Here is a 21,302-nt window from a genome sequence, read left to right as displayed (position 1 = left end):
TCATACGTCCTCCACTTCGATTTTTTTGAAGTTGCTTCTTAACGCTTGTAATACATTTCTTTCAAGGTTTTCCTCGTCACCGAACGAACCGATTCGTTTGCCATCGACGACCACCCGTCGCAAATTCACCTTGTGTTCCTCCGGAGGTTGAGATGTGTCCTCCGGAGGTTCATCCTTTTTTACGGGCGTGTAAATGAAGTTTTTGCCATAATTCGATGGTATATACTCGCCACCATAAAGACGGTACCAACCGTTTTCAGCATCGTAAACGTTTCGTTTCTCGCCTTTTTTAATGATTGTCGGGATTTGTGTTCCGAATTCTGGACGGGCATACGCTTGGACATCGCGCAACATGACCGCTTCACCTTTTTTCGTTTGCTTGCCGGATGGTTTGACGACTTGCGGTGTTTCCTTCTCCGGTTTGTATGTCACGCCGTAATATTCACAGACCGCCATCGCAATTTCTTGCGCACATTCTTTCTGGAATGATTTATCGACCATCAACAACGCCTCACGGTTATTGTCCATAAATCCAAGTTCAAACAAGACGGCTGGCATCTTGGTATTGGCCGTGACATACAACTGCTGCTTCACGACACCTCGATTTTTTTGAACCGTCCCTTTGGCCAAATGTTTGAGTGCGATCTTCGCGAACACCTCAGACTGACCGCCGGAAGGGTCGATGTGCGCTGAAAACCCTTCTGGATCTTTTCCAGGTCCGTCGAACTTTCCATCGACTGCGTTAAAGTGGATTGAAATGAATAGATCCACCTTCGCATCATTCGCTCGTTTCACACGTGATTCGAGTGAATGGTCCTGGTCTCCCGGCGCAGTTTCGACCACCTTGAACCCGCAACGTTTCAATTCTTTTACCAAGTAAGCCGCTACCGCTCTGTTGAATTCGTTTTCCGGAATGAAACGCCCAATCGATTGTATGAAGGGCGTTCGTTTTCCGGGCGTCAAGGGCGCCAGACCATGCCCGTCATCGACGCCGATTTCAATCTCATCTGCTTGAGTATTCGCCAATGTGATTCCTCCTTGCGATTAAAAATAAAAGACGCCATCCGGAGATGACGTCACTTGATGACGAAATGCCAAATCGCGGCTACCCCTCCGCCGATATACGGCGTGACGATGAGCAACCATTTGAAATAATGTGATTTGACCTCGCGCTCTGTCTCGAATCGTTTCTGTCTCGTCTCTTCAATCTTGACATTGACCTGACCGTCTACTTGCACCTGTTCCTTAAAAATGTCTAGAATCTTGTCGGATTGTTTGATCACGGTCTCCATCGTCACCTCGTGTCGGCCGTCACGCTTCGCCTGTTCCGACCGGAACTCCTTCAGGTCCGAAGCAATCGTCTCGACACGACTTCCCATCAAGAGATTGCTTTGCGCCTGTGCCGCGACGTTCTCCGTCATCGACTCGAGCGACTTCTCTAGTTTCCCGATTGAGTTTTTCAATTCGATGTGATTCGATTCGAGTGTCTCGACGGCTGGGACTAGGTCTGCCCCCGCTTTCGCATTCTTCTCGATTCGTAGAATTGTTTTCTTCTGCACCTTCAACTCTTCTTCCAACTGTCCTACGCGTTGTTCTAGCAGCGCTTCGTTTGCCATGTCTTACAACTCTCCCTTTTAGGGCTGCCGCTAGCCTCTCAATCTGTCGGTAATGTCAAAATCACCCGCATCTGTTCCTCTGAGATCCAGTCCCATGCGCAGAGCAAGCGTATCGTCGTTTCACTGATATATCCGAACACCCATAAAGTCGCCGCCAAAGTGAATACTTTTTTCATCGTTGTCCCCCGTTAAGGAAGAGGCGGGAATGCCGCCTCTTTTTAGTCTGCTTACTCGACTGCCAAATACCCGAGACCACTCTCTTCCAAGATTTCTTTTACCGCCGGTTTGAGTGTCGAAGGTACATCCTTGTAAGCCGTCTTCTCAAGAATCGCACGTTGCGCAAAAAACATTGCCATCATATCCTCACCTCCTTTCAAATGGTTCAGAGCCCAAAATAAAAACGCCCTGATCATTGATAGACAACCATCGCCAATTCGGCGATGAGTTCCTCAACAAAATCAGATCGTTCGACAGATGCCTCGTGCTTTGCGGTAAGAAGATGGTTCTCTACTTTGAGTTGTTCAATTTCTGTAGCCTGTTCGGCCAATTTCTCATTCGCCGACTTTCCGGACTTCAATAGTTTTCTCGCCATGTTCTAGTTCACTCCAATCGCAATGGATTTGATATCAATCATCCCGGTCGCCCCATTGGCTTCGACCGTCACTTTGACGGCAACTGCACGGGTCCCTGCTTCAAGGAACTCGTACGGGACGTTCGATTCGTAAGACGAGGTCATCTCTTCCCACACCGGCTCCGGTTGATCGGCGGAACGACTTGCGAAAACTCGGATCGTCGCTGCCGGGTCTATGACCCTCTCGAGCAATACGAAGATTCTTGTCGGCTCGAAATCCATCACTTCCGGAATCGTCTCAAATTCAAGCGAGTCCCCCACTTTGACTTCGACAGGGTCCGAATGGCTCGGGGAAGTGGAACCTGAATCGACCGATGTGATTCGTAAGAATCTCGTAGTATTCAGGGGTAAATCCGCGTCCACACGAACCCGCAAGGGGATTCCGACATGTTCGTTCGCCAACGTAGTGATTGACGTCCAAATCCCCTCGTTCAAAATTTCAAACCCGCCTGTCTGTTCCGACAGAGAGTTCGTAAAATTGATGTCGTTTGCAATCTGCAATTTCAACGATTGCGAGTCGGACTCTGCATCCGAATTGATCATGAATTCAACAATCGGTCGCGACTTCACACGCATGCCGTTCGCCAGGTTCGTGATCTGGGGTTTTCCGGCCGGGCTGTTCGTTTTCGTGAATGTCCACGTCCTAACGCTAGAAGCTCCAGAATTATCGGTCGCTGTGACGCTTAGCGTATGAGTACCGAGCGACAGGTTTGCCCAATCCGGAGCTAGATCATAACTGAACGAACCGTTGCTCTGATTGGTCAACGTTTGTTTCGTCACACCGTTTAAACGTACTGTAACCCCGAATGTGTTTCCCACGTCGGCGTCGTTGACCGTGAATGCTTGTGTGAATGGGGCTACCTTGTTCCCTAAACTGCTATCGGTGCCAGAGATCGCAGGGGCAGAGTTCAGAACCTCAAGGACGGGGCGCCAACCAATAATCGAAGTCACGTACGTCGCCGAAAAGTTGTTCCAGTAGCGGGCAGAACCGTAACCGCGACAAGAACGGAAGGAGCTGTTACCGGTGTACGTTTCCTGCGTCCACGAGTAGACACCCATCCAGTTCCAGAACTGATTATGCGCCGAGCTCTTATCGGTCGAGTTTATAGTCGAATCGAGATCTGATGAGACGGGTGAAGGTAGTCCCGAAACATTCGATTCGTTCGTGATGAACCGGTCCCATTCATTGCTTGAAGGAGCACCGCCACTGTAATTATCACTCCCGGTTCTGTAGTTCGATCCACCCGTTAAGGAACGGACTAAATATTGTTGCCCATCAATCGTAATTGTCTTTCCTAAAATTAAATTTTGACTATTTAAAGCGTCCCAACTGACATCGACGCAGAGCACACGATCAGCGATAAGGAGTTTTTTACTCCCGTCGTTCACTTCTCGCCAATAAATCTGGTCCGCTTCAGCGGCACCTGTGTTGCGAATCTCGATATTGCCGCCAGGGTAGCTTGGGATATTCCCTATCCCCGCCCCCGTGTATGGTTCACTTGAGTTGCGCCAAGGCAGTGTCGGTCTTGCGTACTTGCTGTTGTTCATATACAGCGTTCCGAGTTTTTTCAAGTCTCCATTTGCCAAACGATCACGTCCTTCCTAAAAAGTAATGCTCGCCCTCCACTTTGATATATGGATAGCGAGCAAATATTTTCTTCGATAGATTGTAGCTGTTCGAGTGTCGGGCATGGCCAAGCCACGCATTCACCGCTTGGACGACCTCGCCTTCTTCCAGCTCTCCCGCTTTCAATTTCCGGTCCATGACTTTCATGCGTCGTTTCATACGACGTTTGCTATCGTCCCTTACCAAACGGTGGGTCGTGTAGATTTTGAAGCCATATGCGTTCACCCCTTGTGATAAAGGGAAAATCTGCGACTTCTTCGGATGTGCGTCGAGATGGAGTCTCTCGTGCAAGAACCCCTTCAGATCCTCGAGTACCGCCTGCGCCTCTTGTTTCGTCCGAACCACGCAAACAATATCGTCCATGTAACGGCAGTACCACTTGATTTTCAGGTATCGTTTCGCATATTGGTCGATTTCGTTAAGGTATACGTTCGCAAAATCTTGACTGGTCACGTTACCCAAAGGGAGACCGACGTCCCCTTCAGGACTCGAATCGATAATCTTGCATAGAAGTCCATAAGTCTTATCGTCAAACCGATATTTGATCAGGATGCGTTTCAATATCTCTCTGTCGATCGAATAGAAAAACCGCGACACATCGAGCTTCACAATCCAACCGTCACCATGCTCGCGCTTGCAAAGGCGCATAATCTGTTGGACGTAGTCGACCGCCGCCTGGGTACCCCTCTCGTCGATGCAGCCAAATGATGTGCTGATCCATTTCGATCTCAGCCTCTCATGAATCTGCCGATGAACCGCGAATTGCACGATCTTGTCGCGAATCCTCGGGGCGGACACCCAACGTTCTTTCGGTTCGTAGACCTTGAACTTGATATATTCCCCTGGCTCGTAGGTGCCTTCGAGCAAGTCCTTGCGGATTTGAATGAGATTGAGTTGACGGACGATATCGAATACGATGTTGTCACGTCTATACTTCCTGTATCCTCGCATCTGCTGTCGACACGATTCCTCGATATTTTCGATAGCGCAAATCTTATCGTATGCTTCATAAAAAACAGGCGCCAATGGGGCATCTCCTCTCGAGCTTGGCTCATTGACTGTTCATGTGTTTAGCGCATCGCGCAAGGATTGGGACTCCCTTGATGTCTATCAAAGCCTGTCATCGTAGCCTTGGCACCGATGATCAAAATGCAAACAAGTCGGGGCGCCAACCAATATTCGAATTCACGTTCGTCGCCGAATTGTTGTTCCAGTTGCGGGCAGAATTGTAACCGCGATAAGAACGGTTGGAGCCAAACAGTCTCAACCCTGAGTCAAACTTTACGATTTTGCTCGCATCCACCCGCCGAGCAAACGACCGATCTCCACGATTCGCATCTGGATGATCGCATGTTTCTTTTTATTGATGTAACGCTGACCGAGCGAGATGTTGAACAACACCAGTAGCAGTTTCACCTCGGCGTCCGCCTCCTCTTGATGAAGACGACGTCTGCTCTTCACGTTGTTTGCCAAAGAAATCGCCCTCAGCAATGAGAAGAATGACTGTTTGATTTCTTGGCATATCCCAAATTTCTCCGCCTTCGGATAAACCTTCAGCAGAGGGTATACGATTTCGTTCAGTAATGTCTCTGTCTTTTTGTAGATCAACAACTCACTTGAAGCCAATGCCTTCTGTTCCAACGATGACCCTTCTTCCGTACAGGCTAGATTTTGACACTTCCGGACTCAAAATAACCGGATCGGATGACGATGTCCGACTCTTGTTCGATTCTATCGACATATACATGTCTCAAATCACTCACGGTGACGATGTTCATGACCGATAGTTCGAATACGACCTTGGCCAGATCCGCGGTGACGGACGCCAACTTCGAGTTCGTGCCGTCGTTGAGGGACTCCTCCAACGCGATGACGGATTGCTGAACACTTAGGATTCCATTCTCCCAACGATTCAGGTCATGCTCCGTCACCGGGTCATCCGGTCCCCAATCGGTTTTTGCGTTATAGCTCATTTGTTGGTCACCTCCCACTCCATCTCGAGCTCGACCAGTTGCATGGAAGATACGAGGATGTTCGTCACCTTGCGAGAGAGGATGTTGTCGAGGTCGTCATAGACGGTGATCGAGGTGATACTGTTCAAGTGATCGATTCCCCCGATCTTCAATACCGTTTTGTTCTCGTTCGCCGTGACCGATAAAACCTCGGCCTCTTCGGATTCATTGATGACCACCCGGCTGACACGTTCGCTGACATCCATGCTGACACGATTCAGATAGCCGATCGACACACTCATAGTGTCACCTCCGTTTTTGATTTCATGACCGCCTTCCCGATTCCCCACTCATCGACAGACCGATACGTCTTCGTTTTGACAGACAGCCGATCGACCAGTTTCAGACCACCCTTCAGGATGGGTTTCGTATAGACCAGTTCCCCGTCGAAAAAGATTTCGTAATAAATGCCTTCCGCCTGTTTGAATAACAAGGACTCGAGTACAGCAGTTTTTCGTTTGTGTCGATTGATCAGGCGGAACACGTTCGGCAACCCTTTTTCATCCGGTATCGGTGTATCGATCGTGATTTTGAATCGGAATGGCTGCCCGCCATATTGGAACCATTCCAGCACCTCGGATTTTTCAAGTATGGTCGATAGGACCGTCTCCACGGCAAAAGGGGTCCCTTTCTTCCGGTGGATATCATCTGATTTCCGAATCAATTCTCGCTTCCGTTCGTCCGATACACCTTCATCATAGAAGTCTACCCGTCGTTCACCTGCCGTGAAATCGAGCATCTCTCCGGACTCGAGAGTCAACGGATCGATTGCCCCGACTTTTTGATGGATGACTTGAAGGACTTCGTTCATCGATTCAATCAGAGCATATGCATCGGGATCCCGTAAGAATTCTTTCGGTAACAGTTCTGCCAGGTGGAGGTTGTCAAAATCAATCATCGATGAACCCTCCGAACTCGATAATGATGTCTCGATCCCGCGCGACCTGATTCTTTTCTAGCGAGACGAACACGTTCGGCTCGACTGTGACACGTTTTGCATCCGCCTTCAAAAGAGCCGAATAGAGCTCGCCGGGGTCGATGCCTCTGCCTAACTTCGAACGCTGCCATGTCTTGTATCCCGAAATCGCACTTCCGATCGCCGTATCGAAATCACTCTGTCTGCTCCGAGCATACTCGGGCAGGTAATATGTGATGGTGAGGTCGTAGTAGACGACCTCTGGGTCTTCGACAATCACAAGATCCGTGAGTGGACGGACGTCACGACGATTGCACGCCTCTAAAATTTTCGTTTTGACGTCTTCATTCGCAAGCTCTCCGCCAGACATCAACGGATAGATGGCGACCGTCGCCTCGGAAGGGCTCAAGACCTGCACATCCACAATCCCTTGATGTGCAGATTTCGCATGATAGATATATGCCAACTCTGGTCCGGCCGTCGAGTAGCCCTCGGGTGATAAATAAATACGTTCGGCGTATGCATCGTTCTCCTCCCAGTCATAGCCTCCGGATGTGACCGTGATATTTGATACCTTCGTCACCCAAGAAATCGGGTTGCTCATCGTCGAGAGCTCTCCCACCAAAATCCCATTCCCTTCTGTACCTTCAGTGGTACATACAGCTTCGACCGTAACATACTCATCTGTCGCTTTTGCCAAAACATCGTTCTTCGGAACGAATGTCACCACCCCATTCGTCACTTCTGTATTTGCTGGGATGACGTAATCGACCACGTTGGTTACATCAAAACGAAGAGTCGTCTCCGCCGGCTTCGGTTCGAGGCGTGGAATGTTTCGTTCTTCTCCGATATGATCGAGATATTCATCTTCAGCAAAAGCTAGGCGATTCTGTTTGCCTGTGTAATCGATATTGTTCGCAATCATTGAAGCCGCGTATACGAACGCTTGAATCATCTTTCGTCTTGGATCTGCCTCCGAGAGAGCCGCACCCGGATGTAGCGACTCAAACTTTCGGACTGCGATCTCCTCAATTTCTTCCGGTGTGATCTCGACAAAATCGACGTCCGGTAAATTAAATCTCGCCATCTTCAATCCCCACCTTCACCGTGACTATAATCAGCCTACCTAATTCAGTTTGCGTCAATGTCACTTCATCGACATTAACGCCTGTGACATTACGCTCGATACTCGTGATGATTTGCGCTGCCCATTCGTTCTGGGCCATCTCACTAGGGTCGTCAATCGGCGGATCCATTCCGAAAGAACGGTCCATCGGGAATGTGTCGACGAGCGAACGTAATAAAAAACGGACGCTTTGTATTTTCGCTCCTATGCCAATCGCTCCGTAATCAATCGGTAGACTTTCCGCACTGCTAATCGTATAGGCCTCCATTAATCCAACCTCACTTCTTCTTGAACGTCGTGTATTTCGATACAGCCGAAATATATAGACCTGCCCCGACGTTGAACCAGGTCAAACCACTTCCGGTCTTGTAACCATAGACTTGAACACGTTGCCCCCGTCTGAGGACCTTTTTGATCCTCGCATTGAGCGATGGCCCCATTCTGCAGTTCAGCATGCCGACTTTGACCGTAGCTGTTCCGATCGGGCCTTTACGCTTGGCTGAGCTAGCCATCGACGTAGAAGTTTTTTTCTTGGCTTTCGGTTTGAGTCGGATAGGCTTATCTTTCGGGTACTCTTTTAAACTGAGGGTCAAATCAATCCGGCTCGAGATCCCTTTGTTATCGATTCTGCGGTGATCCTCCTGCAAGTCCTCGATATACCAGAACCCATTCGTCACCGGTTTCTTTCCGATCACGAGAGTGGACACCTTGCCTGAGTCACGAAATTTACGAAGTTGTTCCGCCACCTTCTCTGGATTGACCTTCTTCGAGCGATGTAGCGAGATTTTCATGCTGATTGATTCCTGACCCGCTCCTAGGAATTCCGGTAACGGCTTTTGGAGTGCGATATCATGCACCGCCCAACGGGATGACCCACTTCTCGATAGCGCATCGAACGTCAGAACTTTTTGAGCAGATACTTCGAATGACACACCAGCAAACGTTCCGATTTTCATCAAATTCCACCTCCCTCTCTGACAATCAATTTATCGACCGACACGGTACCTTTGACGTCGAGTGCTCCTCCTTCAGGCAATGTGATGGACATGACCTTTGAACGGGTATCATATTCGACTGATGCCCCGTCTGGAAATGAGAGGTGTCTCACTTGTTGCGCGGAAACCGGTACACGATCGATGTCATTAAAGAATGTCCCTACTACAAAACCTTGTTTCTGCGACCCCTCGAGAAAAACACAGAGCACCATCTCATTCACTTCGGGTATCCAGTAATCTTTGACGCCCATGCTCCCCTTCGAAATAATCGATAGTTCACGAGAGACAATCCCATCGCTTCCGTAATCATCAAAAAGCACTCGAGCCGTCGCACGTTCGGGATAGACAGCGCTGATTCTGCCGATATCTATTTGACGCATCAATACCCCTCCAATACTTTTCTGAGCGATATGGACGTCTCTGTTCCTCCGACGAGTGTCGCGCTGACTGTCGTGGCGATGTACTTACCATCGAACGAGTCAAAACCGGTCAGACGTACCGTTTCTCCAGAATGAATATTTATAAAACCGGCCAACTTCAAACTGAATGTGACCGCCTCTTTGTTCGCTTCTCTCAGTTTCGCCATCGCAAGTTTTTTCGCAGCGCTTTCCGATTTGATTTCTTCATTCACATACAATATGCGATTGGACTGCGGTCGTTTCGTAGGCGTGAACGTATAACGTTTCGATTTTTTCGTTTTTGGGTCAGTCCATCTGACGGAGCAACTACGATATAACCCGGTGATGGAGTTCTCTCCTGAATAGTCTTTGATCGCCTTGTCTTTCTCGTTGATCACCAATTTCTCTTGGGCTTCCTCTAGTTTCCTTTCGTCCATGATGATGAGCTTCTGATCGGCAATCTTCAAAGTCATACTTGCCTCGGTGCAGAGTTTCATCAAAAAAGAGAGGTCTGTTTGCCCCTCTTGGTCGACTCGATCATATTGTGGGTTATCGGTGGCCGAGAAATACAATTTCATGTTGTTCGTTCTGGCGATGTCGCCTGCAACCTTTTTCAGATTCGCCTTTTCCCAACCTTTCGTCTTTTGCGCTTTACTCAAACTCGAACTCTGCGGAATCGACAAGGCGTCAAAACTAATTTCCTTTGGCGGTCCACCGATACGGATTCTGTCAATCTCAAACAAACCGATCGACCTTGATACCACTTTCGTATCGTCCCATCCCGTTGAAATCCCGAAAGAACATTTCAGTTGCGACCCCTGTTTAGGTCTTCGGCTTCCTCTCCATCTCCCATCTCGGTCTGCAAGGGTGAGTGATACTGAATCCGCCTCTCCAGAGATGTTGTCCGTGAACGAAAAAGCTTTCAGATGATCTTTGATTTCCCCTGTGACATCGACATTGTCCAGTGTCACATGCGGTTGCACGCGTCTTGCGAATTTTATCATCCGAATTCACCCGTTTCGTCAACTTCTAGATTCGATCCTTCATCGTCTAACCAATCCGGGTTCTCTGATTCGTCGATCATCTCAAGGTCTGGTATTTTCAAAACCACTCCGGCAGAAAAGATGACGGTCATCCGATGCTTCGGATTTTCTTTCAAAAGAAAAGGGAACAAATACTCGCTCCCGTAGAATTTCGAAGAGATCTTATCAAAAGTATCTCCCGACACTGTCATATAGGTACGCATTTATCCCCCTCCTTAAAATGCTTTTCGCTGTCTGTCGCGCATGAAACGTTCCATCATGACTGTAAAATCTTCATAACTCATCTTGAGCGCATCATCCATTTCACTGCGTGATACGTCACCACCAAGGTTGATCACCGGGCTATAAACAAACTGGATACCTTCGTTTGAAGCATTGGAGGAAGCGTTCGTCTTACTAGAGACGTAGTCGATGATGCCGCGCATCCCGCCTCGTTTCTCTCCGACCTCCATTCCGAACGCCGAGGCGACACGTCTGAGTAGGTTGGTCGCCACACCTCGTTTGTCACCAGACAAAGGAATGATTGCCTCTGGTCCCGCCTCGCCGACGAGCCCCATATGTGGCCGAGTGATGATGCCGCCATTGGCATACGGAAGGTATCCTCCACCACGCATCATGTTCACGATTCCGGGATGATTCATGATGCCTCCATATCGACCATCCATATATCGAATGGCAGCAAGTGCCGAGTCGAGTGGATTGCGGCGATTGTTGTAGCCTGGCATCTTCCATCGTTGGAAGGTGGAGTTGATGATCTGGAACAGACCGACCGACGGGTCACCTCGCTGAGCGTTAATGTCCCAGTCATTGATCGCGTTCGGGTTGAAACCGGACTCTTTTTGGGCGATCGTCATCAAGGGACCGAGTAGACTCATTGGTTTATTGAGCATCGCAAGAGCCTGAGAGATTGCTGTTTTTGCCATCGCGGACCCCGAACCGCTAAACGACGCGCCTAACGATTCACTCATTTTTGGCACGAGCCCTTTGATGTAAGACAGTGCATGGTCTTTCACGCTTGAGAACGCGCCGGCGGCAAGGTTTCCGAGTGCTCCATCAATTTTAGGGACTTCGATTCCGAACTTTTCAAGCATCGTAGCCAATAATTCTGTCGGGTTCGATAGATAGCTAAAAACGTCAAACGCTGCATCTTTTGCTTGACCCGCTTTGTCTCCGATCCACGACATTCCCGTGTTGAAGGCATCGGTCACTTTCCCTACCATCGTCCCGAGTGCATAGCGTGGTGCCTGATTCGCAAGAATCGCCCGGGTCACTGTCGCACTGAGAACTTCTGTTCCTCTCGGCAGGTTCATCAAAGTGTCCCTCGCAGGGCTCAATCCTAGTCTGCCATCTGGTGTTCGATACATTTCCGGACCGGCATTCGCACCTCGACCATCACCTAAGATTGCGGGTCCCCCTGGATGACCTTTGGTACCGTTAGCGTATTGCGGCACAGCCCATGTCGGGATAGTCGTTTTGATACCAAGCTTCCCACCGACCCAGTTCAGACCACCGATGACCCCGTTCACAGAACCTCCGATTTTAGAAAGAAGTTTGTTCCCGACCGTCACCGCACCTTCGACTGCTTTTCCAGCCATGTTTTGAATGCCTTGACCCATTTTTCCTGGTAATGCCTTGGCCATGTCGATGATCTCGTTGAATTTTGAGGAAATTGAGGTCTTCATTTCTCCGACTACTGAAAGTGCCTTATCCTTCATCAATCCAAATTTTTCTCGAATTCCGCTAGCCATTCGCGACGCCGTCCCGACCACCGCATCCTTCAATGCGTTGAACGTATTAACGCCGAACGTCTTTGCGGTCTGAAAAATATTGACCCCATAGGCCCACATATCTTTGAAATACATTTTGATATTTCGTCCCATCGAAAAAACCGATGCAACGACTCGAGTTCCTAACAATTTGATTCCTGTGATGATTCGGCCGACGAACATAAGATTCATGTAATTCCATACGAATTCGACCGCACCGAAGAAGATCTGTTTGACTCCTTGCCACATTTTCGAGAAGTCCCCAGTGAAAATACCAGTGAACAATCGGACCGCTCCCATGATGACGTTCAGCGCGCCATTGACCAATCCAGAAATCGTGGACCACAACATTTTCAAAATCGGGAGTACGACCGGTGCCAAAAACTGAATGACTTTGACGATTCCACCGAAAATATTTTGAACCGCTTCAAGGATTTGAGCACCGTCCGTCTGCCAAAAGCTAAGAATTTTCGATGCGAAACCAGTGACCGAGTTCATAATAATCGGTACCATCGGTTGAACGATGGACAGGAGGTTTTTGACCACGTTAAACGCTCCACCGATCGCCGATCCGACGAGCCCGAAAATTCCAGTCGCTAAGGCAACTATTTGTGGTCCGTTTTCTGACCAGAACTGATAAATGCCCGAGAATACCGACGATGCGATATCTCCTATTTTTGCGAGTACGGGTGTCGCCTTCGCCCCGAGGTCCATGAAAATGGATGAGACGCCTGACAAGTAATCGCGAATCATGATGACACGGTCTTTGAACATATCGATCTGCTTATGATCGAAACCTACATCCATCATGATTTTCCGACCACTCACAAAGTCACCACTCAACATGTCTTTAGCGGCACGTAGAGGGGCCGTGAAGTTGCCAATCGTCTTTCCTAAGTTCGCCATTCTCTTTTGAATCGCTGGCATTTGATCCTTTAAATAACTGGAGAGCTTAGTAAGATGTGGAAGGGCTTTTGATCCGATAGGGATGATAAGTCCCGTTTCAACCTGTCTTGCGATCCCTTGAAACGCATCGCCGATGGTGTCGTACTTGATTTTGGATACGCTCTCCATGGTGTTTTTTGTCATGTCGAATTGCTTTCTCGCGCTACCCATCGCCGTCAGAACGTCCATCTCAAGGTCTTCAGCTTGTGTGCCGAACAAACCTACGGCAATTGCGTTTTGCTTCACCGGATCTTTTACTTTCGCTATTGCATTTACGACTTCTTGGAATGACTTTTGAGCAGTAGGTCCGCCCTTCGCAAATATTTGAGACATTTTTTCAGCATCTAGACCTAATGCACGATATGCCTCTGCAGACGCTTTTGAACCATCTTTGGAACGAATGTTAAATTCTTTTACAGAATCTCCCACTTTATCTAAATTAAAAGCCCCATTTTCTAATCCTGTATTGAAAATGTCGAACATTTGGTTAGCGGTGAATCCTAACGTGTCAAAATATGGAGCATACTCATTCGCGGAATCTAACAATTCCTCCGATTTGTCCAACCCGTTTTGCGCACCTTGAGCAAGCAAATTGAACGCTTCGGTATTCGAGATGCCGAAATTTCGCATCATGGTATCCGCGGTCTTGATCGAACGAGTCACATCCTCGCCGAACACGTCCCGATAGACAAGCGCGTTCGCCGTTGCCGTCTCAAGTTCTTTACCGGACAGCTTTGTTACACTCCGCGTCTTCGAAATCGCGTCTGCGAGATCGTTCCAATCCTCGCCGAGGTTTGCGTTGTAAAGGTTGGTGGACATCTTTTTGAGTTGAGCGATTTCACGAGTGGACATGTTTGTCGAAGCCTGGACTTGTTTCATCGCCCCGTTGAACGCATCGGCGTTCTTGGCTGCGCCCGAGAGTCCGACCGCCACCGCACCAATAGCCGCCCCGGTCGCGACCGCTGCCGTTCCAAGGGCTTTCATCGTCCCTGCTGCCGCTTTGGATTTCGAACCCATTTGTTCTAGTCCACCGTTCGCTTTGGCGAATGCGCTCTTCATAGAACCATCTACGATACCGGCCAACCGGAATGCAATTTCATAAACTTGAGCACTAGCCATTCTTTTTCACCTCTTGGACGTCCGTGATGAAGTCGACGAGTTCACGCAAGGGCAATCGCATGAAATAATCCAATCCTGTATGTGACACAGAAGAAAGACGGACACATGCTTTGCGCACGGTCCGCCCTTGAATGATGATTTCCAGTCGATTCCCCTTTGTTTCGGCGACTCCTAGTTGTTTAAAAAACGGACGACCTCGTTCTTGATCTTCAACGCCTCTTTACCAGGGATGCGTTTAAAGAACTCTTGAGGTACGCCTGCCGCTGTCGCCGCTACGCTCAAGGCATAAGCGAGTGTCAGCTCCGGAACAGGTGAGTAGTTCCCTGATGCCGTATATGCTTGATCTGCCTTCAGCAAATCGTCACCCGTCAAATTCTCGAGTCCGGACAAATCAATCTGTTCGTATTCTTTCCCTTCAAACGTAAAGGGCTTCGCAAAGACGATGACGCCCTCTTTCTCAACCTTTTCAGCCAATACATTGTCAACTTTCGGCATTTCAATTTCCCCCTAAGATTTTTTTAGATTAAATTACGAATTCCGGCCAACTGATCCTCGCCGTTGAGCACATAAACAAAATTGAGTTTATCCAACTCGACAAGCACCTTACCATCTTCCTCGATCTTGATGTACATGATTTCGTACACGACCGTCGTCTCTGTGTTGGCATTGACGGCGATTTTTCCGGTGTTCAAGCCTTTCGGCTGACCTTTCATCGAAATCTTGAGCCCTCGATGCTGGATACCCCCGGACGAGACATCATAGGCTTGTTGCGCCGCCCGCAAGACGAGCATCCGGTCTTTCATCTGTTGCAAGGAAATCGCTTGGCTCCCTAGATTTCGGAAAGAAATTTCAACAGACTGACTGCCGAAGTGACCTTGGGAAACGCTCTCCCATTCCCCGAGGATACCCGCTCCCGAGATAGTCTCGGTCAACGGCTCGAAGTTCGGGAGCGTCATCTCGGCCCCGATTCCGAGAAGTTTTTCTACATCGTCGTAAAGGTTATAGTTTACGACCTTTTCTGGGATAAAATTCATTACGATGCACCTCCAAAGATTGCGCTAGTCAACATCTGCGGATCGAATTCGAGAATGTTCGTGATATGTTCCGCCGGCAAGAATCCTGCCAAGCGTTGAACAAAAACGATTTTTCCATCGAGCAGATCGGTAGTCGGGTTCATGTCTGAACGAAATTCCATGCGCGCCCCTGCGATTTGCCCACGAGCCGCGTAACCATTCGCTCGAATGTTTTCAGCATCGACGATGGACTCGATTAGACGTGTGTTGGTCGGATCGTCCACCTTGTCGAAGTAGGACAAGATGAATGTATTGCCCCACCAGTTGAAGATTCGTCGAATCGCGACATAACGATCTTTCGGATCCGTCGTGTTTGGGTACGCGGCCGTATTGTTACCCCACGTTTTCCAGCCGTTCCAGTTGAGCAAAGTCGTGACACCGACCCCGTTGAGATGATTCGCCTCTGCTTGATCAAGGTATACTTCGGTACCATCGGCCAATACCGCGCCAGAAATGGCAACGACTTCGTTCGACGGTGATTCGTGCGGCACTGAGTCGTTTCGCGCGTCGACCATCGCCATCACAGCACCCATGAGCGCCGAATAATGAATCTGCTTGTCTCCTACTTTTACTTTTGGCCAGAGTGCTACGGCATGTGTGCTGTTATAGCTGTTGGAATTCTTCCATGCCTGCGCCTCGTTGTAGGATGTCACCGCCGTTGTATCAAGATCAAGCAATGCAATAGCGTTGAAGCTACCGTTAATCTTTTTCGTTTTTGCCTGCAACACTGCACCGACTTCCGGAAGATGCGAGAAGCCCGGTGCGAGAATTGTTCCGGCGACCACGTTGAACTTTGGATAAATCACTTTCAACAGTTCAAGACCCTTGTAAGACTTCGATACCGCATCGTAGCCCCCAATAATGTCCTCGGCGGTCACGAGCGACGAATCGAGTTTGTCATAGTCGACCGTCAACGAGGCATTGTCAGCCAACGTATCCGAAAGTTTCACGATAACCGGTTTACCATAACTGTTGAACGATACGAGGTAATCAACATCCTTGATTAACGTCGATGCACCGCTCTTGACGAGTAACGTGTCGAGCAGGACACCCGAGTCTTCGACGATTCCTTCTCCATTTGCTAAAGAAACTGCTTTGGCCGAGATTGCCGTCTTGTGCACCGCAGGATCTAGCACATTGATGAAGATGATTGGCGCGACCGCCGCCAATTGGAACGAGGCGTACATTGACTCGCATAACGTGTATGCGTTGAAGTCATCACTATATCCCAGCTTCCGTTGCGCTTCCGCCAAACTATAAGCAAGGACCGGTTGATTGACCACGCCCGAGATATTTTCTGAAAGATGTACCGGCGCAGTTCCGACTACCACTTGTACCGCAGAATCTGCGGTAATCGGTGGCGTCAACGACGTCGGGTTTTCGACGATGTCGATACCGTGTTTGTATGCCATTACGCATCACTCCCTAATTGTTTTTTCGCTGCATTGAACAGAAGATATTCCTTGCTGCCGACACGAGATAATCGATCTTCGATTGTAGGCATCTCGCTCAACTTGACTATCAATTTCTCGAGCACCGGATGCGCCTTCACTTTCTCTCTCAAATGATCAGGCAATCCGTTGTGGAATACACTGAACTGAGGCACCAACTCTAAGTCTGGACCTACATAGACAATCGTCGATGAATTCTCCTCGGCTTTATCGATTACTTGGACTTCTTTTTTCTTCGATTCAGTCGATTGAACCTCTGGAACTTGTTCTTTCTTACTTTTTTGTGCCGTCATATTAATCCCTCCACATCTTTTCTGAACGTGTTCGGAGCATCCCAATAAGTGTCGATTGAACCGAGCCATTGTGGCGCGGTGTCTTCCTCATAAATGGATGCCTCTAGTGGGTAAGAGAGTTCATACATATCGCCTAAGATTGGGAATTCTTCGAGCGAACTCACTATTTCATTCATCACATTCACCAAATCACGATATCCCTGGTTGTCTATCGCATCATCGTAAATTCCGATGATAAATCCAATCCTCGTCCTTGCCTGTATATCTGCTTTTTCTTTGCGACCATGCATCAGCTTCACAATCACGAAAGGGAACTGAATGTCTGACTCACTCTGTTTCGCAGGGAGAGACTGAGGGAAAATCAACATTTCACCTTCACCGGTCGTCCCGTCTAACAAAGGCTTCTTGAATTTACGCCCTGCAAACATCACCTTCATTCTCTCGACAATCGCATCTTGTAACGAGATGGCAATCATGTGCTCGCCCCCTTCGCCAAGATGCGTTCGATTTCATGATCGATGCGTTTATTGAACATTTTTTGACCAGTGACATCGATCCGATTTCGGATATCCTCACGGTTTAACATCTGTGGCACCGAGGGACCGAACAAACGCTCAATCGGGAGACGCTTTTTCGAGCTTCGCTTAAATACTTTGATACCATTTATATCCGCATTGAACGCTCCTCCGAGTGGTTTAGCGGCGCCCTTCTTAACCGCAACCTTGATTGGAGATTTTCGTTTCGGGTTGACCGTTTTCGGGCTCACCTTAAACCGGTCTAATGGAACGACGGGACCACTACTCTTCAAGACCGCGTTCACGTCGCTACGCTTCGCCCGGGTTCGGGTGATTGTCGGTTTGATATCTGATGTCTTGATATGATAGTTCTTGCGTAGTTCTTCATTGACCGCTTTGGCCACGCTCGACATTGCACGGTTGAGAGAGTTCGCAATGACTTGCGGCGCTTTCTTTTCCATCGACCCTAGTCTCATTTTGATGGATTCAATCGCGCGCTCATCAACAGTAACGCTGGTCGTGATCATAATGCCGACACCCCTTCTAGCACGATGATGAGTACACCATCTTCATCCGTGATTTCCATCACTTCGTAGGGACGTCCTTTGAACGCGAGGCGTTGGCCACGGAATGGACGTTTGTCGAAGGCGGTCGCATCCGCATAAAAAAGGAGCTCACCTTTCGTAAGCCCCTCCTCGTCATTCTTCCGATTAAAACGTTCCAACCTCTCCTCGTCGAAGGTGATGTTGACCAAGGTGCCGTTGAAAGACACCGTCTCCGAAAATTCATTCGGGTTGAAGAACGTCGTCGACACGTCTCTCGTCAACTGCTCCTTGAACAAAGACATCTACTTCACTCCGTTCCCTCGTCTTCTAGCAGGTCCAATAACTTCTGTGCCTGACCACTCTCGATGATCGCCTCGATCAAATCCGCCTTTTTGAGAGATTTGTCAATGCCCACGATACCGACCTCATCCATATCGTCACGTAACTCGTCCAGTTTCCATTCTTCGTCGATTTGTTTTGCCAATTCGATTTTTTCTGGTACCCGGTCCGTCGAACCTCCTTCATCCGTCCCGACATTGGTAGATTCTTCGTCAAGAGCGACGTGTGCGACTGCGAGACCGTTTGCGACCAAGAACTTGACGTCCTTCTCACTCAACTCCACGATGTCATCCTTTCGAAATCGCTCTCCTTGATAACGCGTATGGGTCATGAATCGTAATTTCGCCATCGCTTACACCACCTTCGCGACGAACCACGAATCGACATCGTTCGGTTTCGGCAGTGGACGGCTACTGACACGCATCATCTTCACTTCGTTCGCACGATCTGCCCACATTTTCGGGACGCGTGACCCTTCATACGTCATGAAGCTTTCGTCCTGCTCCATCTGCGTGATTGCCCCATACGCAAAGGTACCGAGTGCGGCAGGTGCCATGAGGATTCGGTCTTCTGGGACGAACGGTTTCGACACGTTGTCTTCATCGAGATACCAGGCATCATATGTCACCAAGTCTAGCCCGAGGCCGGGAAGGCGACCGATGAAGGTCGTGCCGTCGCCACGGACCGTCGGCTCGATTTGACCGAAGTTCATGTTTCGGATGTCGAGGAGTTTTTGCATCTTCTCATCATTACGGAGTTTGATAGCCGCTTGACGGCCGAGTACGACGACCGCAGGTGCGATACCCGTCTTCTGGATGATCTCCAAACGCCATTCTTCGAGATCGGAATAGATGTCCGCTCCTTCGCCCCAACGATCTGTGAGCGTAAGCGTCTCGGTATTCGTGAACTTATAGTCGATCTGTTGTTCGACGAAGTTCTTGCTCTCAAAATCGACGTAACCTTTCAAGATCGCGCTTCCGAAGAACAAGACTTGTGCTGCCATCCATTCTTCGCGTCGCGTGATCATCGCGTCAAGTTCTTGCAAGTCTTTCGCAACAAGTTCTGCCTGACGGTCTTCCGGCGTCCGTGCGCTCACGATTGATTCGCCGAAACCGCGTTTCTTGATGTCATCAATCGTCGTCACGCGTTGCGGGGCGATGCGAGGAGCCGTGTATTTTGTCGTCTGGAATCCTTGACGCTCCATTGTCACACCACCGACGCGCGGTGCCACGAACGGGGCCATCTTTTGATTGCCCTTACGAATGTCGAGAAGAACTTCCTCCGTCAAAAATGTCTCTTCACCAGGGAAGAATGTGTCTTTCAAGAACGAACGGGCCGGCGGCATCTGCTCGACTGCCTGCAATAGAGTTAAAGTGTTTGAAAAGTCCATGTCTGTTTATCCTCCCTCTCACATCTTATCTTTCAAATAAATACCTAGTTCACGTAGGCGTGATTCGTGGTCCTCCGCCGAGTCGGCTCCACCGACGATCAATGCTTTGCGGTTGAATCGCCCTGAAGCGTAGGCGACATAAGACACTGCGCCATCCGTCGTGTCGATTGTGTCCGCTAGGATGCAATCCGCCTCCTGCGACCCGTCAGCGCTCGCCGAATCCACGACGACCGCCTCGCCCGTTGCAGTGATGATTCCGAGCACGGTGCCTCGTTGAAGTACGCCTTGCCCCTGTTTCAATTTGACCGATTTGGTCACGAACGGAATTTTGTCATCGAAGATGAGTTCATCGAATTTCTGTTCACCCGCATCATTCACTAATTGGAACATGCTCATTTACCTCCCTTTTTGCCGAATTTCTCGGCGATCTTATTGGCAGCCTGTTTGACCTCATCGCCATCACCTTGTGCCCCATCTCCACCGTGCGTCCCTTTGACCTGATTAATCGGGTTCGCATCCTGTTGTCGATTATCAAGGTAGTGTTGTCGGTTCGTCGCATCCGCCTCGGCCGCCTGGTTGAGGATCTTCATCGCGACCTCTCCTGCATTGGCGTTTACGTCCGCCTTTGCATCGTTCATGATTTGTTGGAACTCCTCGTTCTTGATGCCCGCCGGTTTCTTCAGCGAGTCGATGTTCTTGATTCGCTCATTCTCATTCTTAACCCCTTCTGCGATTCCAAGGTTCATGACCTCTCGACACAGTTCAGGATGTTCGTTCTTCAATTTTTCTAAATTCATGATTTCATTTCCCTCCGTTCCATCGTTTTTCGGTTGTACCGGATTCGGCTGAGGTGCTTGATTCGCAATTTTCATCACGTTCGGCATCTCATTGCGCAGTTTGTCAATCACATTTTGTGGAAGCAACCCGCTACCTAAGTCTGTCAAATTCGCCACGACTTTCGGCGCCTCGTTCTCGAACATGACCGCGTCGATAAAACCATGTTCTTTCGCTTGGTCCGCGCCGAGCCAAGTCTCTTTCGACATCATATCGAGTAGCTTCTCATTCGATAGTCCCGACTTTTTGGCATACGCATTCGCAATCGTGCGGTCAATCCCTTTCAGAAAATCAGCTGTATGTTTCATATCGCGATGGTCGCCCGCCGATATCGTCGATGCGTTGTGAATCATCATCTGTGCCGTCGGAGACATTAACACGTTGTCGCCTGCCATTGCGATGATGGATGCCGCGCTCGCCGCAAGTCCGACGATTTGAACCTCGACGTTGCCTTTATGCGACTTCAATGCCGTATAGATTTCGGAGGCGTCGAACACGGACCCGCCCGGACTGTTGATCTCGACGATGATGTCCTCGTCCGATAAATTATCGATGGCGTCTGCAATCATTTTCGGGGTCGTGTGGTCGATCCCGAACCATTCATAAATCCACGCCTCATCGTTTGAGATGATGGCTCCCTTGATGCTAATCTTCATTCCTGTTCACCT

The 21,302-nt window shown here is 49.2% G+C and carries 30 protein-coding genes; 1 reads left to right on the top strand and 29 read right to left on the bottom strand.

Going from position 1 to position 21,302, the window contains the following annotated elements; all coding sequences use genetic code 11:
- From PJK55_RS00585 to PJK55_RS00555, 7 genes are read right to left on the bottom strand one after another with little or no spacing between them, the layout of a single operon-like run.
- A complete protein-coding gene (locus PJK55_RS00585; protein ID WP_271304478.1) occupies positions 1-1,026 on the bottom strand; it encodes an N-acetylmuramoyl-L-alanine amidase in 1,026 nt (341 codons plus the stop codon).
- A 50-nt stretch (positions 1,027-1,076) separates the two neighbouring features.
- Positions 1,077-1,616, bottom strand: coding sequence for a hypothetical protein (locus PJK55_RS00580; RefSeq protein ID WP_031423024.1), 540 nt, complete (start codon positions 1,614-1,616; stop codon positions 1,077-1,079).
- Positions 1,617-1,654: 38 nt separating this feature from the next.
- Entirely contained in the window at positions 1,655-1,792 is a 138-nt protein-coding gene (locus tag PJK55_RS00575) for a hypothetical protein (protein ID WP_161777557.1), read from the bottom strand.
- A 51-nt stretch (positions 1,793-1,843) separates the two neighbouring features.
- A complete protein-coding gene (locus tag PJK55_RS00570) occupies positions 1,844-1,975 on the bottom strand; it encodes a hypothetical protein (protein WP_271304477.1) in 132 nt (43 codons plus the stop codon).
- Between the two features lie 50 nt (positions 1,976-2,025).
- Entirely contained in the window at positions 2,026-2,208 is a 183-nt protein-coding gene (locus tag PJK55_RS00565; RefSeq protein ID WP_271304476.1) for a hypothetical protein, read from the bottom strand.
- 3 nt (positions 2,209-2,211) lie between these two features.
- A complete protein-coding gene (locus tag PJK55_RS00560; protein ID WP_271304475.1) occupies positions 2,212-3,834 on the bottom strand; it encodes a hypothetical protein in 1,623 nt (540 codons plus the stop codon).
- A 4-nt stretch (positions 3,835-3,838) separates the two neighbouring features.
- A complete protein-coding gene (locus PJK55_RS00555; protein ID WP_271304474.1) occupies positions 3,839-4,900 on the bottom strand; it encodes an RNA-directed DNA polymerase in 1,062 nt (353 codons plus the stop codon).
- Between the two features lie 77 nt (positions 4,901-4,977).
- Here PJK55_RS00555 and PJK55_RS00550 point away from each other — a divergent pair, with 77 nt between their 5' ends.
- Positions 4,978-5,106: a hypothetical protein gene (locus PJK55_RS00550; protein ID WP_271304473.1), complete on the top strand. Its 129-nt coding sequence runs from the start codon at positions 4,978-4,980 to the stop codon at positions 5,104-5,106.
- Between the two features lie 49 nt (positions 5,107-5,155).
- Here PJK55_RS00550 and PJK55_RS00545 read toward each other — a convergent pair whose 3' ends face one another.
- The 22 genes from PJK55_RS00545 to PJK55_RS15165 all read right to left on the bottom strand — a co-directional run bounded on the left by PJK55_RS00545 (position 5,156) and on the right by PJK55_RS15165 (position 21,290).
- On the bottom strand, positions 5,156-5,515 hold the full coding sequence (locus tag PJK55_RS00545; protein WP_235189280.1) for a four helix bundle protein: 360 nt from the start codon (positions 5,513-5,515) through the stop codon (positions 5,156-5,158).
- A gap of 23 nt (positions 5,516-5,538) precedes the next feature.
- Positions 5,539-5,847: a hypothetical protein gene (locus tag PJK55_RS00540; protein WP_031423017.1), complete on the bottom strand. Its 309-nt coding sequence runs from the start codon at positions 5,845-5,847 to the stop codon at positions 5,539-5,541.
- Positions 5,844-6,128: a hypothetical protein gene (locus PJK55_RS00535; RefSeq protein ID WP_031423016.1), complete on the bottom strand. Its 285-nt coding sequence runs from the start codon at positions 6,126-6,128 to the stop codon at positions 5,844-5,846. The genes PJK55_RS00540 and PJK55_RS00535 overlap by 4 nt, the downstream gene beginning before the upstream one ends.
- The gene (locus PJK55_RS00530; RefSeq protein ID WP_031423014.1) at positions 6,125-6,784 is read right to left on the bottom strand and encodes a phage tail protein I; all 660 of its coding nucleotides are present in this window, start codon (positions 6,782-6,784) and stop codon (positions 6,125-6,127) included. The genes PJK55_RS00535 and PJK55_RS00530 overlap by 4 nt, the downstream gene beginning before the upstream one ends.
- The gene (locus PJK55_RS00525) at positions 6,777-7,889 is read right to left on the bottom strand and encodes a baseplate assembly protein (RefSeq protein ID WP_271304472.1); all 1,113 of its coding nucleotides are present in this window, start codon (positions 7,887-7,889) and stop codon (positions 6,777-6,779) included. Before PJK55_RS00525 ends, PJK55_RS00530 begins: the two co-directional genes overlap by 8 nt.
- Positions 7,876-8,196: a hypothetical protein gene (locus PJK55_RS00520; RefSeq protein WP_031423011.1), complete on the bottom strand. Its 321-nt coding sequence runs from the start codon at positions 8,194-8,196 to the stop codon at positions 7,876-7,878. The genes PJK55_RS00525 and PJK55_RS00520 overlap by 14 nt, the downstream gene beginning before the upstream one ends.
- A gap of 10 nt (positions 8,197-8,206) precedes the next feature.
- Positions 8,207-8,884 carry a phage tail protein gene (locus PJK55_RS00515; protein WP_051829413.1) on the bottom strand — a complete coding sequence of 226 codons (678 nt, stop codon included), beginning with the start codon at positions 8,882-8,884 and terminating at the stop codon, positions 8,207-8,209.
- Complete coding sequence (locus tag PJK55_RS00510) at positions 8,884-9,303, bottom strand: phage baseplate assembly protein V (protein WP_051829412.1); 420 nt, start codon at positions 9,301-9,303, stop codon at positions 8,884-8,886. Before PJK55_RS00510 ends, PJK55_RS00515 begins: the two co-directional genes overlap by 1 nt.
- Positions 9,303-10,325, bottom strand: a complete 1,023-nt coding sequence (locus PJK55_RS00505) for a phage late control D family protein (protein ID WP_031423006.1) — start codon at positions 10,323-10,325, stop codon at positions 9,303-9,305. Before PJK55_RS00505 ends, PJK55_RS00510 begins: the two co-directional genes overlap by 1 nt.
- Positions 10,322-10,567, bottom strand: a complete 246-nt coding sequence (locus PJK55_RS00500; RefSeq protein WP_051829411.1) for a LysM peptidoglycan-binding domain-containing protein — start codon at positions 10,565-10,567, stop codon at positions 10,322-10,324. Before PJK55_RS00500 ends, PJK55_RS00505 begins: the two co-directional genes overlap by 4 nt.
- Before the next feature lie 12 nt (positions 10,568-10,579).
- A complete protein-coding gene (locus PJK55_RS00495; protein WP_031423003.1) occupies positions 10,580-14,194 on the bottom strand; it encodes a phage tail tape measure protein in 3,615 nt (1,204 codons plus the stop codon).
- Positions 14,195-14,365: 171 nt separating this feature from the next.
- A complete protein-coding gene (locus tag PJK55_RS00490) occupies positions 14,366-14,689 on the bottom strand; it encodes a phage tail assembly protein (protein WP_271304471.1) in 324 nt (107 codons plus the stop codon).
- 23 nt (positions 14,690-14,712) lie between these two features.
- Positions 14,713-15,228, bottom strand: coding sequence for a phage major tail tube protein (locus PJK55_RS00485; protein ID WP_271304470.1), 516 nt, complete (start codon positions 15,226-15,228; stop codon positions 14,713-14,715).
- Positions 15,228-16,679 carry a phage tail sheath family protein gene (locus PJK55_RS00480; RefSeq protein ID WP_271304469.1) on the bottom strand — a complete coding sequence of 484 codons (1,452 nt, stop codon included), beginning with the start codon at positions 16,677-16,679 and terminating at the stop codon, positions 15,228-15,230. Before PJK55_RS00480 ends, PJK55_RS00485 begins: the two co-directional genes overlap by 1 nt.
- Positions 16,679-17,011 carry a hypothetical protein gene (locus PJK55_RS00475; RefSeq protein WP_271304468.1) on the bottom strand — a complete coding sequence of 111 codons (333 nt, stop codon included), beginning with the start codon at positions 17,009-17,011 and terminating at the stop codon, positions 16,679-16,681. Before PJK55_RS00475 ends, PJK55_RS00480 begins: the two co-directional genes overlap by 1 nt.
- Positions 17,008-17,487, bottom strand: coding sequence for a hypothetical protein (locus PJK55_RS00470; protein ID WP_271304467.1), 480 nt, complete (start codon positions 17,485-17,487; stop codon positions 17,008-17,010). Before PJK55_RS00470 ends, PJK55_RS00475 begins: the two co-directional genes overlap by 4 nt.
- Positions 17,484-18,053 carry a phage tail protein gene (locus tag PJK55_RS00465; protein ID WP_271304466.1) on the bottom strand — a complete coding sequence of 190 codons (570 nt, stop codon included), beginning with the start codon at positions 18,051-18,053 and terminating at the stop codon, positions 17,484-17,486. The genes PJK55_RS00470 and PJK55_RS00465 overlap by 4 nt, the downstream gene beginning before the upstream one ends.
- On the bottom strand, positions 18,050-18,373 hold the full coding sequence (locus PJK55_RS00460; protein ID WP_271304465.1) for a hypothetical protein: 324 nt from the start codon (positions 18,371-18,373) through the stop codon (positions 18,050-18,052). The genes PJK55_RS00465 and PJK55_RS00460 overlap by 4 nt, the downstream gene beginning before the upstream one ends.
- Positions 18,374-18,378: 5 nt before the next feature.
- Positions 18,379-18,759: a hypothetical protein gene (locus tag PJK55_RS00455; RefSeq protein ID WP_271304464.1), complete on the bottom strand. Its 381-nt coding sequence runs from the start codon at positions 18,757-18,759 to the stop codon at positions 18,379-18,381.
- A gap of 3 nt (positions 18,760-18,762) precedes the next feature.
- Complete coding sequence (locus PJK55_RS00450) at positions 18,763-19,800, bottom strand: major capsid protein (protein WP_271304463.1); 1,038 nt, start codon at positions 19,798-19,800, stop codon at positions 18,763-18,765.
- An 18-nt stretch (positions 19,801-19,818) separates the two neighbouring features.
- Positions 19,819-20,190, bottom strand: a complete 372-nt coding sequence (locus PJK55_RS00445) for a head decoration protein (RefSeq protein ID WP_271304462.1) — start codon at positions 20,188-20,190, stop codon at positions 19,819-19,821.
- 2 nt (positions 20,191-20,192) lie between these two features.
- A complete protein-coding gene (locus tag PJK55_RS15165; RefSeq protein ID WP_442899484.1) occupies positions 20,193-21,290 on the bottom strand; it encodes a head maturation protease, ClpP-related in 1,098 nt (365 codons plus the stop codon).
- Positions 21,291-21,302: the final 12 nt, after the last annotated feature.

The sequence above is a fragment of the Exiguobacterium sp. MMG028 genome (assembly GCF_027947425.1).
GTDB lineage: Bacteria > Bacillota > Bacilli > Exiguobacteriales > Exiguobacteriaceae > Exiguobacterium > Exiguobacterium aestuarii_A.
The sequence above is the reverse complement of the archived record's forward strand: the minus strand, read 5'-3'. Positions and strand labels throughout refer to the sequence as shown.